At 46.0% G+C, this 14185-nt stretch carries 9 protein-coding genes and 1 pseudogene; 8 read left to right on the top strand and 2 right to left on the bottom strand.

Annotated elements, in window-relative coordinates; genetic code table 11:
- The first annotated feature begins 28 nt into the window (after window positions 1-28).
- Both aroKB and RGU72_RS13370 read left to right on the top strand, forming a co-directional pair.
- The gene (aroKB, locus tag RGU72_RS13375) at window positions 29-1636 is read left to right on the top strand and encodes a bifunctional shikimate kinase/3-dehydroquinate synthase AroKB (RefSeq protein ID WP_322121638.1); all 1608 of its coding nucleotides are present in this window, start codon (window positions 29-31) and stop codon (window positions 1634-1636) included.
- 6 nt (window positions 1637-1642) lie between these two features.
- Entirely contained in the window at window positions 1643-2812 is a 1170-nt protein-coding gene (locus tag RGU72_RS13370) for a deoxyguanosinetriphosphate triphosphohydrolase (protein ID WP_322120201.1), read from the top strand.
- Window positions 2813-3114: 302 nt separating this feature from the next.
- Here the strand turns inward: RGU72_RS13370 and RGU72_RS13365 are convergent, their stop codons facing one another.
- Window positions 3115-4725, bottom strand: coding sequence for an alkaline phosphatase D family protein (locus RGU72_RS13365; RefSeq protein ID WP_322120200.1), 1611 nt, complete (start codon window positions 4723-4725; stop codon window positions 3115-3117).
- A 36-nt stretch (window positions 4726-4761) separates the two neighbouring features.
- Window positions 4762-5193 carry an acyl-CoA thioesterase gene (locus tag RGU72_RS13360; protein ID WP_322120199.1) on the bottom strand — a complete coding sequence of 144 codons (432 nt, stop codon included), beginning with the start codon at window positions 5191-5193 and terminating at the stop codon, window positions 4762-4764.
- Window positions 5194-5250: 57 nt separating this feature from the next.
- Between RGU72_RS13360 and RGU72_RS13355 the strand changes: the two genes are divergently transcribed.
- The 6 genes and pseudogenes from RGU72_RS13355 (at window position 5251) to RGU72_RS13330 (ending at window position 14101) form a co-directional block, all read left to right on the top strand.
- Window positions 5251-7185, top strand: a complete 1935-nt coding sequence (locus RGU72_RS13355) for an ABC transporter ATP-binding protein/permease (RefSeq protein ID WP_322120198.1) — start codon at window positions 5251-5253, stop codon at window positions 7183-7185.
- 575 nt (window positions 7186-7760) lie between these two features.
- Window positions 7761-8891, top strand: coding sequence for a branched-chain amino acid ABC transporter substrate-binding protein (locus tag RGU72_RS13350; RefSeq protein WP_322120197.1), 1131 nt, complete (start codon window positions 7761-7763; stop codon window positions 8889-8891).
- A gap of 132 nt (window positions 8892-9023) precedes the next feature.
- Complete coding sequence (locus RGU72_RS13345; RefSeq protein ID WP_322120196.1) at window positions 9024-9995, top strand: LysR family transcriptional regulator; 972 nt, start codon at window positions 9024-9026, stop codon at window positions 9993-9995.
- A 381-nt stretch (window positions 9996-10376) separates the two neighbouring features.
- Complete coding sequence (locus RGU72_RS13340) at window positions 10377-11663, top strand: Glu/Leu/Phe/Val dehydrogenase (RefSeq protein ID WP_322120195.1); 1287 nt, start codon at window positions 10377-10379, stop codon at window positions 11661-11663.
- 357 nt (window positions 11664-12020) lie between these two features.
- A complete protein-coding gene (locus RGU72_RS13335) occupies window positions 12021-12917 on the top strand; it encodes an amino acid ABC transporter substrate-binding protein (RefSeq protein ID WP_322120194.1) in 897 nt (298 codons plus the stop codon).
- A 228-nt stretch (window positions 12918-13145) separates the two neighbouring features.
- Window positions 13146-14101: pseudogene (locus RGU72_RS13330) on the top strand (transporter substrate-binding domain-containing protein).
- Window positions 14102-14185: the final 84 nt, after the last annotated feature.

Here is a 14185-nt window from a genome sequence, read left to right as displayed (position 1 = left end):
GTCAAAAAATATATTTCTAGTAGGACTAATGGGCTCGGGCAAAACTACAGTTGGCCGAGTCCTTGCAAAAAAGCTCAACAAAGTATTCATTGATTCTGACCATGAAATCGAGGCGCGCACCGGCGTCTCGATTCCGGTTATTTTTGAGATAGAAGGTGAGATTAGTTTTAGGCAACGTGAAGCGGATGTTATTCGGGATCTGACTGCGCAAGATGGCATTGTCTTAGCTACCGGTGGTGGTGCTGTACTGGATCCTGCCAGCCGTAAGTATTTGCAAGAGCGTGGGACGGTCATTTACCTACGCGCCGGTATCAATAGTATTTTGCAGCGTACCCGGCATGACAAAAATCGACCTTTGTTGAGAACGCTCGATCCTCGTAAAAAACTCGAAGAACTTGAGGCTCAGCGTGAGCCTTTATACAAAGAGATCGCCCATCTGGTGGTAGAAACCGGGCGTCCTAATGTACAGTTCTTGGTGCAATCGATTCTGACTCAGCTTGAGCAGAGTGCCGCCTCATCAAATCAATCCAGCTTCTCTATGCAGCATCAACAACTATTCCAAACGCTGAATGTCAATTTGGCTGAACGCAGTTATCCCATATTGATCGGGCAATCGGTTTTGTCTGACCGGTCAATTTTGTCTCAGCATATACCCGGTGATCGCGTCGCGATCGTGACTAACACGGTGGTCGCGCCTCTTTATTTAGCAAAAATTGAGCAACATTTACGTGACTTGGGTAAGCAATTTATCAGTATTATTTTGCCGGATGGCGAAGAGCACAAAACCTGGGCCAGCTTAATGCTGGTGTACGACGCCTTGCTAGAGGCTAAGTGTGATCGCAAGACAACGATGATTGCTCTGGGCGGTGGTGTGATCGGTGACCTGACCGGGTTTGCAGCATCCTCATATATGCGCGGTGTGCCGTTTATTCAAATCCCGACGACCTTATTGTCTCAGGTCGATTCTTCTGTCGGCGGTAAGACGGGGATTAATCATCCACTTGGCAAAAACATGATTGGCGCTTTTTATCAGCCACAAGCCGTAATTACTGATACATCTACTTTAACTACCTTGCCGGATAAAGAATTGTCGGCAGGTTTGGCGGAAGTGATCAAACATGGCGCGATTATCGATGCAGAATTTTTTACCTGGATAGAATCGAATATCGAAAAGCTGCGGGCTAAAGATCCGGTCGCGCTTGCTTACGCGATTTCGCGCTCATGTGAGATCAAAGCAGACGTCGTGCGGCAGGACGAGCGCGAAGGCGGTTTGCGTGCCATTCTCAATTTCGGCCACACTTTTGGACATGCGATTGAATCAGGCTTAGGTTTTGGTACTTGGTTGCATGGTGAAGCCGTTGGTTGTGGCATGGTGATGGCAGCCGATTTATCTTGCCGGCTTGGATTGATCGATTACGTCAGCAAAGTCAGGATTATTAATTTGATTGAAGCCGCAGGCTTGCCGACTGTTGCACCTGATTTAGGCGAAGAGCGCTGGTTAGAGTTGATGGAAGTAGATAAAAAAAATGAAGGCGGTAAGATCAAATTTATTCTGCTTAAACCACTAGGGTCGCCTTTGATTACGACAGTACCAAAAGAGAAGTTATCAGAAACCTTGCGTCACTGTATTCAATAATTAACGATGTTCTCCGACGCTCAACTCGCCCCTTACGCCGCACAATCTGCGACTTCCCGCGGGCGGCGTCATACCGAAGCTGCATCCAGTTCACGCTCTGAATACCAGCGAGACCGTGATCGCATCATCCATTGCACCGCATTCCGGCGTCTAGAATATAAAACTCAAGTGTTCGTTAATCACGAAGGTGATTTGTTCCGAACTCGCCTGACACACAGTCTGGAAGTGGCGCAAATTGCCCGCTCCATTGCGCGCAATTTACGTTTAAACGAAGATTTGGTCGAAGCGATTTCGCTTGCTCACGACCTGGGTCATACGCCCTTTGGTCATGCCGGGCAGGATGCGCTCAACGCCTGCATGAAAGAGTTCGGCGGATTTGAGCACAATCTGCAAAGTCTGCGGGTGGTCGATACCTTGGAAGAGCGCTATGGCGCTTTTGACGGATTAAACCTGACATTCGAAACTCGTGAGGGCATCCTCAAGCATTGCTCACTCAATAATGCCAGCAAATTAGGGGATGTCGGACAGCGGTTTTTAGAAAAAAAACAAGCGAATCTTGAGGCGCAACTAACTAACTTAGCAGATGAAATAGCCTATAACAATCATGACATCGACGATGGTTTACGCTCCGGTTTGCTATTGGAATCGCAACTGATAGAGTTGGATTTTTATGGCAGATTTCGTGCCGAAGTTGCTGTTACTTATCCTGGCATTAGCGGACGTCGTGCGATCTCAGAAACCATACGACGGATGATTAATGCTTTGATCGTCGATTTGATTACTACGTCCGAGCAGCGTATTCGGGATTGTGCGCCGCAGTCCGTAGATGACGTGCGTGATGCCGATCCCTTGATTTCTTTTTCCGATACCATGCAAAAACAGGCAACGGTGCTCAAGCAGTTTTTGCATCACAATCTATATCGCCATTACATGGTGAACCGCATGGCAAGCAAGGCGCGCAGAGTCGTGACAGATTTATTTAATGCCATGATGGATGAGCCGATTTTGTTGCCACCAGATTACCAGATTAAACTCGCTGAAAAAAATCCGCAGCAAAATGGCGAGCCGCAAGACGACCTGCGGCAGGCACGCAAGATCGCTGATTACATCGCTGGGATGACCGATCGTTATGCCATGCTGGAGCACCGCCGTTTGTTCTCTGTAGACGAAGTTTAATGTTCTCTGCAATGCAAGCACTGGCTGCACTTTCTTTTGCATAGTTGCACCTTGGACTATGGCTCAATTCAATACGGTGTGCAGCTTCTCAACATTGAATTTTTGCGTAATATGATACAACTTCGTACGCAGATACTCTTCCCTGTATATTTTAATCGTCCAAAGATTATCTGGAAAATCAAGGGATTTTAAAGAAAAAATCGGGGAGTATGTTATTTTGGCTTTAATTTTTACCTTGATTCTAGTTTCTAATCAAGCGTTCTTCACAGTTAAATTCATCGCGCATAAGTCCCTCGCTATTACTAGCTAGCTACCACGCCAGTTCGTCCGTCTTCCACTACAAAACTAGCAAGCTTGGTGATCCCAGAATCGACCCGGCTAACATCGTCCAGTGCCATAAAATGTGTGGTCATTTGCTTGGGTGTTAACTCAAGCAGCATATAACCACGCTTATCGCTGCGTCCAAATTTGATATGCGGATTTTGTGCTACCAGCTGATCTGTCCGTTCTTGCGGGCGTGAGCTGGAGGTGATCGATGTACCACAAAATTCGGTCGCTAAAATAGGGTTGCTAGCCGATGCTTTGCTGTAAAAATCACGCTTTAGATTGGCTGCATAAAACGTATGCACGTCGCCAGAAATCACGACAGGATTTGCTATTTGATACCGTTGCAAATCGCTAAATAGCCGCTGGCGTGCGACAGGATAGCCGTCCCAACCATCGGTCCAGAACTTGCCGTCACCTTCTTTTGTTACCGGTATCTGGCTTGATTGCGCCATTAAAGTTTGTTGTGTCAGAACGTTCCATTTTACGGCAGAAGTAGCAAAACCTTGCGCCAGCCATTTCTCTTGATCTGCCCCGAGTAAGCTGCGATTCGGGTCCAGCAATTCTTTACATTCCGCATTGCTTACGACGTTAGAGCCGCCCATGCCAGGTTTGGGGCAAGCATGATGCGAGCGATATTGGCGATCATCCAGTACATGAAAGCGTGCCAATTTTCCCCAATCGTAGCGCTCATAAATGCGCATCGCAGCAAAGCGACCAGCCTCACTTAACAGACTGTTTAAATTCGGCAGGCGGACCGGCATGTGTTCATAAAAAGCTTGATAGGCAGCCGCGCGTCGCAGTAAAAAATCGGGCGACAAACGCTCGTCTCTGTCATTGCCATAATCGTTACTAACCTCATGGTCGTCCCAAGTCACAATCCACGGTGCGACCTGATGAGCAGCTTGTAAATGGGGATCAGTTTTGTACTGCGCATACCTATTGCGATAACCGCTCAGCGTCATACTCTCAATATCCCGCCGACGTGGTTTAAGTGGATGAGTTAAATCGTAAGGACCCCATTCATAAATGTAATCGCCTAAAAAAATCACAAGGTCAGGGTAGGCTGCCGCGATATGTTTATGCCCGGCGTACTCACCAAATTCCCAATGCTGGCATGACGCTACTGCTAGTCGCAAACTCGATGGCATCGCCTCGGCAATCGGTGCCGTCCGGGTGCGGCCGACTGGGCTAACCGCATCCCCCAGCATAAACCGGTACCAATAATTACGTTCTGGCTGCAGGCCGACAATATCAACATGTACACTATGCGCTAACTCTGGCAAAGCGGTGTGCTCACCTCTGCCAATGACATGATGAAAGCTCTCATCTTCAGATATTTCCCAGCGTACTTTATAGGCGATAGGGGCCAAGGCGACTGCATTGAGCGGATCTGGCAACAGGCGTGTCCATAGCACCACGCTATCTGAGCGCGGTGAGCCAGATGCAACGCCAAGGTTGAACGGGTATCCGCTAATTTTATCCGCAGCAAAACTGCTTAATGTGCTGGACGACAGCGCAGCAAACGCGCTCAGTCTTGCAGTCTGATGTAAGAATCTGCGACGTTTCAGATCTAATGTCGCGTTCAATTTGCTGTCCGATTTATGGTTAGATTTGTATTTAATTTAGCGCGCAGATTGGCTCAGTGCGTCGATGTATTCTAACGGAGGAATCGTGCGAGGTTTTCTATCTTCACCGGTAGCTACGTAGGTCAGAAGAGCCTCAGTCACCTTAACCGTCGTAGCTTGCAGACGATTGCGTTCAGCAAATACTTCAACCGATATCGTGATGGAGGTCTTGCCCACCTTAACGACTTCAGCATAAATTGACAGCAGATCACCGACAAATACCGGTTGCTTAAATAGAAAAGAATTTACCGCAATCGTAGCCACGCGGCCATTTGCGCGACGTGCGGCAGGGATGGCACCAGCGATATCGACCTGCGCCATTATCCAGCCACCAAATACGTCACCGTGCACATTGGCATCGGCAGGCATTGGCATGACGCGTAATTGCGGCATACCAGGCGGGAGAGTAGTTTTATTTGATTCAGACATGCTATTTCCTTTCAACGATACAATTGTCCAGATAATAAACCAATCCGTAAGCAAAAAATGCGCCGTAACAATTCTTCTCCCCCAATATCTTCTGCTAATCGTTCAAGTGCGGATGTGCCCAAAGTCACTCGCAGCGATTGGACGACTGTTAAAACATTATTGCCTTATCTGTGGGCGTATAAATGGCGTGTTTTATTGGCATTAATTTTTTTGGTCGGTGCCAAACTTGCCAATGTCGGTGTGCCATTAATTTTGAAACAACTGATTGATCGGCTGACGATTACACCAGCACATCCTGCGGCGATGTTGGTCTTGCCTCTAGGTTTATTGGTTGGGTATGGTGCATTGCGTTTATCCACAACTTTATTTACGGAGTTACGTGAGTTTGTCTTTGCAAAAGTCACACAGCGCGCCGTGCGCACGATCGCGTTAAAAGTTTTCAGGCACCTGCATGCCTTGTCTTTACGCTTCCATTTGAATCGCCAAACCGGCGGTATGACGCGAGATATAGAGCGTGGCACACGCGGCATTTCTTCTCTGGTGTCGTATGCTTTGTTTAGCATTTTTCCGACTTTGTTAGAAATCAGTCTGGTCTTGATTTACCTGTCGACCCATTACGATATCTGGTTCTCACTGATTACTGCCAACGCCTTGGCCAGCTACATTACGTTCACGATTTTGGTCACTGAATGGCGCACGCATTTCCGTCGGACCATGAATGAACTTGATTCCAAAGCCAGCACCAAAGCGATTGATTCTTTACTCAATTATGAGACCGTTAAATACTTCGGTAACGAGAATTACGAAGCCCGTCGCTACGATGAGGGCTTGCAAAGTTATGAAGTTGCTGCCGTCAAATCACAGACTACCCTGTCCTTACTGAACACCGGTCAATCGCTGATAATTGCCAGCGCCGTAACGCTGATTTTGTGGCGTGCAACCCAAGGCGTGATCGACGGGAAAATGAGTCTTGGTGACTTAGTGCTGGTGAATACTTTTATGATTCAGTTGTATATACCGTTAAATTTTTTAGGTGTTTTATACAGAGAAATCAAGCAAAGTCTGGCCGACATGGAAAAGCTATTTTCGCTACTCGATCAACACCGTGAAGTGGCAGATCAGGATGATGCCAAGGCACTCCACATTGATCATGGCAAGGGCGGTGCGATCCAATTTTCTCAGGTCAATTTTAGTTATGAGACTAATCGCCAGATCTTGTTTGATATCGATTTTACAATTGTCGCAGGCACCACTACGGCGGTAGTGGGTCATAGCGGCTCTGGCAAATCAACGCTGTCTCGTTTGTTGTTCCGCTTTTACGATATCCAGAGCGGCAGCATTCACATCGATGGACAAGAAATTCGCAGCATCACCCAAAGTTCTTTGCGTAACGCTATTGGCATCGTGCCGCAAGATACCGTTTTATTTAATGACAGTGTTGAATACAACATCGCCTATGGTAAACCAGGCGCTAGTCGTGAAGAGGTGATTGCCGTTGCACGCGCCGCATATATTCATGATTTTATTGAAAGCCTGCCGGACGGCTATGCCACTCCAGTCGGAGAGCGTGGATTGAAATTATCTGGCGGTGAAAAACAACGCGTAGCCATCGCCCGCACGCTACTCAAAAATCCTTCCATCATGATTTTTGATGAAGCAACCTCGGCATTAGATTCTAAATCGGAGCAAATGATACAAATGCAGCTCAAAGAAATTGCCAAGACACGCACCAGTTTAGTCATTGCACATCGCCTCTCTACCATCATCGACGCAGAGCAAATTTTGGTCATGGACAAAGGTCGCATCATCGAGCGCGGCACTCACCAGCAATTATTGGCGCAAGCCGGCGCTTATTCTCAAATGTGGGAAAGACAACAAAATCGCCCGGACGAGTCCGAGGATGACGAACTTGATGATCAGCTAAGTGATGGATTGAATAACGAGCAGCTGAATAGGGGTCTCAATACCCGCAACGAGACCACGCCAGCATGATCCGGCGCCTATTTTTAAGATGTCGCTAAGCCAAGCAAGCAACTCACTACGGAAATCTGGATAAGCGCACAGTAACACTCTTTAAAGCAGCACTTTTTAGATAGACTTTTAACTGTACCTGCGAACTGAGAGCTGAGAAATGAAATTGCTAATGTTGCTTAGATTAACTTAATCTTGGCTTAAAAATAATACTCGTAGTGGGTATATTTTAGTTGTCCATGACTTTGCTGCTTTATAAGATGTTTTTAATAAAAATAATAGGGAGTATATTAAAATCACTGCATCTTCAGGTCATATTAAGCTAAGCTATTGCCGTTCCGATATCAACTAGTTGTCGCAAAGCATTGTCGGCACAGAGTTTGCTACAGGTAGCTTAGAACTGACTCAGCTCGCGTCGGCAGATGCAATAAACAATGGTCATGGCTTAAAGGTATTCTGGCACAGAGGCAAAATTGCGCAGCGCAACAGCTTATCTGGTCCGTTCTAAAAGTTTTTAAATCGTCTCAAATTCAAGATTTAATTTGTAAATAATCCCCCTACTATGGGGTGGAATTATCCCAGGCTCAGGAGAAATAATGAAAGTACCAACACAAAAGCTGATGTTTCCCGCATTACTGCTGGCCTTACTCGTAAGCGCCTGCAGTCGCCAGGTAGAAGTCAAGATCGGTGTCGTGGCACCTATGACAGGCTCCTTGGCGCACAACGGCCAGGACATTGCCCATGGCGCGCAAATCGCGGTGGAAGAGCTAAACGAGGATGGTGTTTTTATTAAAGGCAAACGAGCGCACTTCAGTCTGGTGATTGAGGACGATAAAGCTTCCGCCGACGAAGGCAAAGCTGCGGCCCAAAGGCTAGTTGATGCGGGTGTGGTCGCAGTGTATGGACATTTTAATTCGGGCGTCACGATTCCGGCCGCGCCGATTTATGCCAAGGCGGGTATTCCACAAATGTCGGCATCGACTAATCCCCAGTTCACCCGCATGGGATTGTCTACAGTGTTCCGTATTGGTGCAGATGATATCGAGCAAGGCGCGACATTGGGGCGTATTGCGACCGAGAAGCTAAAAGCCAAAACCGTATTCGTGGTCGACGATGGTTCTCTCTTTGGCGTCGGCTTGGTGGCCGAGGTGCTGAAGATGCTCGATGCAAAAAAAATCAATTCTGGCAAAGAGTCTGTTACACCAACCACAGTCAACTACAGTAGCTTAATGAAAAAAATTACCGATCTGAATCCAGAGGTAATTATTTATGGCGGTGACGAACCGGTGGGTCTTGGTTTGTTGAAAGAACTGCGTACCAACGGCTCTAACGCCAAATTTTTGGTAGGTGATGGTTTATGTGAAGGTTCCACAATCAAAGCTGCTGCTGGCAACGCAGATCGTAATTTCTTCTGCACGGTAGCGGGTGTGCCGCCGTCTTGGTTGTCCGGCGGGGCTGCTTTCATTCAAAAATATCGTGCCAAGTATGGCGAGCCAGGTGCCATGTCGCCGATTTCTTATGATGGTATCCACGTATTTGCACAAGCTATGCAAAAAGCAGGTTCGATTGATCCTGCGGTATTTGTCCCCGAGCTCAAGAAAGATTCTTTTGACGGCAAAATCCAAGGCACTATCGAGTTTGATGCAAAGGGCGATATTAAAGACGGTACGGTCGTCATTTATGAATCTGTCGGTGGCAAGCTCACTGAAGTGAGCAGCATCTTTTAATAAGCTTGATCAGCTACACCATTAAAATAGCAGGAAATAAGTTGCACAAATAAGGATGCCACATCATTGAGTTGAATCTCATCGTGTGGCGTTTTTTTGCCAGATGATCGTCAATCAGCATAAGATACTGCTATGGAAACCAAATGGCTGGAAGACTTCGTCTCTTTGGCTGAAACCAATAGTTTCAGCCGCTCCGCCGAGTTGCGACACGTCACGCAACCGGCTTTTTCACGTCGCATACAATCGCTGGAGGCCTGGCTGGGCAGCGATCTGATTGATCGCACTTCTTACCCCACCAGATTAACCCATGCGGGTGAGATTTTTTATGAGCAAGCCATCGCTATGCTGGGGCAGATCAACAATGCGCGCGCGCTATTGCGAGGTAAGCGTACTACTACGCAGACCACAGTTGATTTTGCTGTACCTCACACTTTATCCCTGACCTATGTACCAAAATGGCTGACCGGACTGGAATCTGCTTTTGGTGAAATCAATAGTCGCTTGCTTGCACTGAATGTGCATGATGCCGTGATGAGTCTAGTGGAGGGTGGCTGTGATTTGCTGCTGTGTTATCACCATCCGCGCCAACCTTTATTGCTGGACTCTGGTCAGTACGAGATGATTAGCATGGGTTCTGAAGCACTGCGCGCCTATGCTCGTTGCACTAAAGCTGGTCTGCCAGAATTTAGCTTGCCCGGCACAGAACGTTCGCCTTTACCCTTTTTGGCGTACGCCAATAATGCTTATTTGGGACGCATGGTGGACTTAATTTTAAACGACGCCCGTATTCCTTTACATTTTGAAAAATGCTACGAAACTGATATGGCCGAAGGTTTAAAAATGATGGCTTTGGAAGGACGAGGTGTGGCTTTTTTGCCCGAGTCCGCAGTCAGTCGTGAGCTAAAGCAAAAACAATTAGCGCGTGCTGATGGTGGGTCTAATGCGTGGGAAGTGGAGATGGAAATCCGTCTCTACCGCGAGAAACCTTCTACCCAGCGCCCCGGTAAATTAATCGTTGGACGGCTTTGGGATTATCTGGCGCAATTGCACGGCGCTCATAGCGGAGCGGAGCTGAAATTCGCTAAGAAAATAGTCAAAAAATAAGCTGAATCAAAAGAACTGTAATGCGTCAATATGAAAAATAATTGCCGGACCTGCGATGTGTCTGGCAAGATTTTTGTCAGGTTTTAGCACTACTATTTGGTAAAAAAACTGGCTTAAATATATCTATGCATTTGCTGCATACATACATGCAAACAAAGCATTGGCGACAGCGAGATCAGTTGTCCTACACTGCATCACGTTATCGGAATGCCGCTTTTAAAAAACGTTTTAAAGTACAAATGATGGGTCGCAATGGGTCGCAATTTGTCACATTAAGTTCGTGTTTTAGAGATCAACAAGTTCTGGTCGTTAGTATTGAACGTCGAATATCGTTAACTCATTTAATTAAACAAGTCAGTCAAACAAGTCAGGAGACATACCATGTCCAGCCAACACCAAATACCATCTTATCTTACCCCTCATGAGACAGGTCCTTGGTCCGTTTATTTAGAGCAAATTGATCGCGTCACCCCTTATCTCGGACACTTATCGCGTTGGGTAGAAACCCTCAAGCGTCCTAAGCGTATTCTCATCGTCGATGTGCCTATCGAACGCGATGACGGTAGTATTTCTCACTTTGAGGGCTATCGCGTACAACACAACACGTCCCGCGGCCCAGGTAAAGGTGGCGTGCGTTTTCACCAAGATGTGACCCTGTCAGAAGTGATGGCGTTGTCTGCTTGGATGACGATTAAGAATTCTGCTGTCAACGTACCATACGGCGGTGCTAAAGGTGGTATCCGTGTCGATCCAAAAACACTCTCGCGTGGCGAACTGATGCGTATGACGCGTCGTTACACCTCAGAGATCGGCATCATCATCGGACCGGATAAAGATATTCCTGCGCCAGACGTCAATACCAACGAACAAACGATGGCGTGGATGATGGACACCTATTCCATGAATGAAGGTCGCACAGCTACCGGTGTAGTAACGGGCAAGCCAATTTCACTCGGTGGTAGTTTAGGTCGCCGTGAAGCAACCGGACGTGGTGTATTCGTAGTCGGTTGCGAAGCTGCGGCAAAACGTAATCTAAATATCGCCGGTGCGAAAATCGCAGTCCAAGGTTTTGGTAACGTTGGCGGTATCGCCGGTCGTTTATTTGCAGAAGCTGGCGCAAAAATCGTTGCTGTACAAGATCACGGCGGCACCGTATTCCACTCGTTTGGCTTGGATGTGCATAAATTGCTCGATCATGTGGCAGCCGTCGGCAGCGTTGCGGGCTTTGAAGGTGCAGAAGCAGTTTTGCCGAATGAAGATTTCTGGGGCGTTGATTGCGACATCCTGATCCCGGCTGCCTTAGAACAGCAAATCACGGAAGCCAATGCCAACAAGATTCGCGCCAAAATTATTCTGGAGGGTGCAAATGGCCCAACTACGCCCGTCGCCGATGATATTTTGCGTGATAAAGGCGTATTGGTCGTGCCTGACGTAATTGCTAATGCCGGTGGTGTGACGGTAAGTTATTTTGAATGGGTACAGGATTTCTCTAGCTATTTCTGGCAAGAAGATGAGATTAATCAACGCCTGACAAGGATCATGAAAGAAGCCTTTAACGCAGTATGGCAAATTACTGAAGAAAAAGATGTCTCTCTGCGCACAGCAGCGTTTATTATTGGTTGTTCTCGAGTTTTGCAAGCACGCGAAGTACGTGGTTTATATCCATAACATTAGTAAATTGTTTGAATTAAGTCGTCCGTATTAATTCGTTAGTATCAATCCACTATCAGCTAAAAAAATAGCGATAGTGGAAAAGTAACATCCATCAATCGTTTATTCGTTGATGGGTGTATTTTCATATATGGCGCAGTTAATTTTTTTAGATCGTCTCGTGTTTGTGGCACGTATTTTGCTGTTGTTTTTGCTGTGTGGATAATTCTCACTGGTTCCGCATCGCGACAGGAATAATGTTTTGCGAGGTTTGCTTTTTTTATCTGTTTAAAAGTATCTTCGCAGTTAGGTCAGTACATCCTCATATCCTGAGCTTTACATAGAAGTAATTTCTGTCTCACCAAGGGAGCCAAGATGAAAGTCAACTGTAGTATGAGCAAAATAATTGTTTTTAGTCTCTTAAGTTGGGGCGTTACGTTTTCAAGTGTTGCCGATACACTTTCTAATATTAAAGAGTCGCAGACAATTACGATTGCAAACCGTGAGGCGTCTTTGCCTTTTTCGTATTTATCTGAAAATAAAAAACCGATAGGCTACTCGATTGATATCTGTTTGAAGATTGTCGATGCACTAAAAAAAGAACTTAAGCTTCCTCAATTAAAAGTCAATTATTTGCTGGTCACAGGTAGCACACGTATTCCAAGTATCGTGGAAGGTAAAGCTGATCTGGAATGTGGTTCTACTACCAATAATACTGAGCGTCGCAAGCAAGTAGCCTTCTCCATTCCTCATTTTTTTGCTACCTCCCGTATGTTGGTCAGGGCAGATTCTGGAATAACTAACTGGACTGATCTTAAAGACAAAATGGTTGTGACTACCAAAGGTACTACTTCAGTTAAATTGTTAAACGACCGTGATAAAGTTCGTTCGCTAGGATTGAAGTTGCTTGAGGCGAATGACCATAACAACTCTTTTGCGATGCTTGAATCGGGACAAGTGGCAGCGTTCCCTATGGACGACGTCTTGTTGTATGGCTTAAGAGCGAATGCCAAAGATCCCAGTATGTTTGTGATTGTTGGCGACGGACTTTCCACTGAGCCGTATGGCATTATGTTGCGTAAAGATGATCCTGCATTTAAGGCTTTTGTTGACCGCCAAATTAGTAATCTGATGTCTGACGGCGAAATTACAAAACTGTATTCAAAGTGGTTTCAACAACCGGTGCCACCTAAGTCGATAAATTTGAACATGCCAATGGGTCTGTTATTGCGCGATACCATTCGTTTCCCATCCGACAAAGTGCCGGATTAGACATCCAGATTGAGCTGATAATTTAAGCTTATAAATTAGTGTGAAGTTATAAAAAATGAGAAAAGATGTGTTGCTGAAATAGATCAAAAAATTCGTTCAGCGACCTGTCTTTTACATGCAACTGATAAGTAATATTACGTACCGTTTTAGAGTAGAAAAACGTTTTATGTATAGGTGGTTTTGGTAAACTCGTTGTGCAATATTTTCGATGTAACTTTTGGAGACTGTATGAAATTATCGACATTATTTTCTGTTCTGGTAACTGCTGGTGTAATCGTAGGATCTGTGGGCGTAGCACAAGCGCAAGAAACTGGAACACTGAAAAAATTAAAGAAACAGGCACGATTACCCTCGGTGTGCGTGACTCTTCCATTCCTTTTTCTTACCTCGATGACAAACAGTCATATCAAGGTTATTCGGTTGATCTGTGCCTCAAAGTGGTCACAGCAATTCAAAAACAATTAGGTTTGACGGCACTCAATGTAAAACTCAATCCAGTAACTTCTGCCACACGGATTCCTTTGATGGCAAACGGCACGGTCGATCTGGAGTGCGGTTCCACTACTAACAATGTAGAACGTCAAAAGCAAGTTGCCTTTGCACCGACGACTTTCGTTACTGCAAATCGTATTTTGTCTAAAAAATCATCTGGTATCAAAACCTTGGCAGATTTACGTGGCAAATCTGTTGTGTCAACATCAGGTACGTCTAACCTCAAGCAATTGACCCAACTTAATGCAGATCAAAATCTGGGCATCAACATTTTGCCAGCCAAAGATCATGCTGAAGCGTTCCTGATGGTAGAAACTGGTCGCGCTGTCGCTTTTGTCATGGATGATATTTTGTTGGCGTCTTTAGCAGCGAATTCCAAAGCACCTGCCGATTATGAAATCAGCAAAGAAGTGCTGTCAGTCGAGCCGTACGGCATCATGATGCGCAAAGATGACGCGCCATTCAAGGCTATCGTTGATAAAGCGGTTGCTAATATTTTGACCTCCGGCGACATCAACCGCATTTATCACAAATGGTTCTTACAGCCAATTCCGCCTAAAGGTATTTCTTTGAACTGGCCAATGTCTGATCAATTCAAGGCAGTAATTGCAAAGCCAACGGATTCTGGCGAGCCATCAGCCTATGCTGCTGTTCCTGAAGCGCAGCAAGCGGTATTGAAAAAGAAAAAGTAATTTTATAAAAATATGAAATGAGCCATTGCATGACGGGAGGCATCAAGCCTACCGTCATGTTTTAGTTAAGACTTACGCAAAATT

This window comes from Undibacterium sp. 5I1, from assembly GCF_034314085.1.
Taxonomy (GTDB): domain Bacteria; phylum Pseudomonadota; class Gammaproteobacteria; order Burkholderiales; family Burkholderiaceae_D; genus Undibacterium.
Note: the sequence above shows the minus strand (reverse complement) of the source record. Positions and strands in the feature narration are given on the sequence as shown.